1 rRNA gene is annotated in these 251 nt (G+C 41.8%); it reads left to right on the top strand.

Annotated elements, in window-relative coordinates:
• Nucleotides 1-135: 135 nt before the first annotated feature.
• A 5S ribosomal RNA gene (gene rrf, locus CWC16_RS19295) occupies nt 136-250 on the top strand.
• Nucleotide 251: the final 1 nt, after the last annotated feature.

The following is a 251-nucleotide window of genomic DNA, read 5'->3' as shown; positions in this document are numbered from 1 at the left end:
AAACTTAAAAAATATTATCAGATATTTTCCAAATTTATGAGGTGACAGTTAGCGCGTAGCGTTAAAGTTAAATCACCTTGCGCAAAGGAAAAAGTAGCACGATGTGCGTGTCCTTAATCCTTTGCACCTAATTTGCTTGGTAACCATAGCGTTTTGGACCCACCTGACCCCATGCCGAACTCAGTAGTGAAACGAAACAGCGCCGATGATAGTGTAGCATTTGCTATGTGAAAGTAGGACATTGCCAGGCT

The organism is Pseudoalteromonas sp. S3776 (assembly GCF_005886915.1).
Lineage (GTDB): Bacteria > Pseudomonadota > Gammaproteobacteria > Enterobacterales > Alteromonadaceae > Pseudoalteromonas.
Note: the sequence above shows the minus strand (reverse complement) of the source record. Positions and strands in the feature narration are given on the sequence as shown.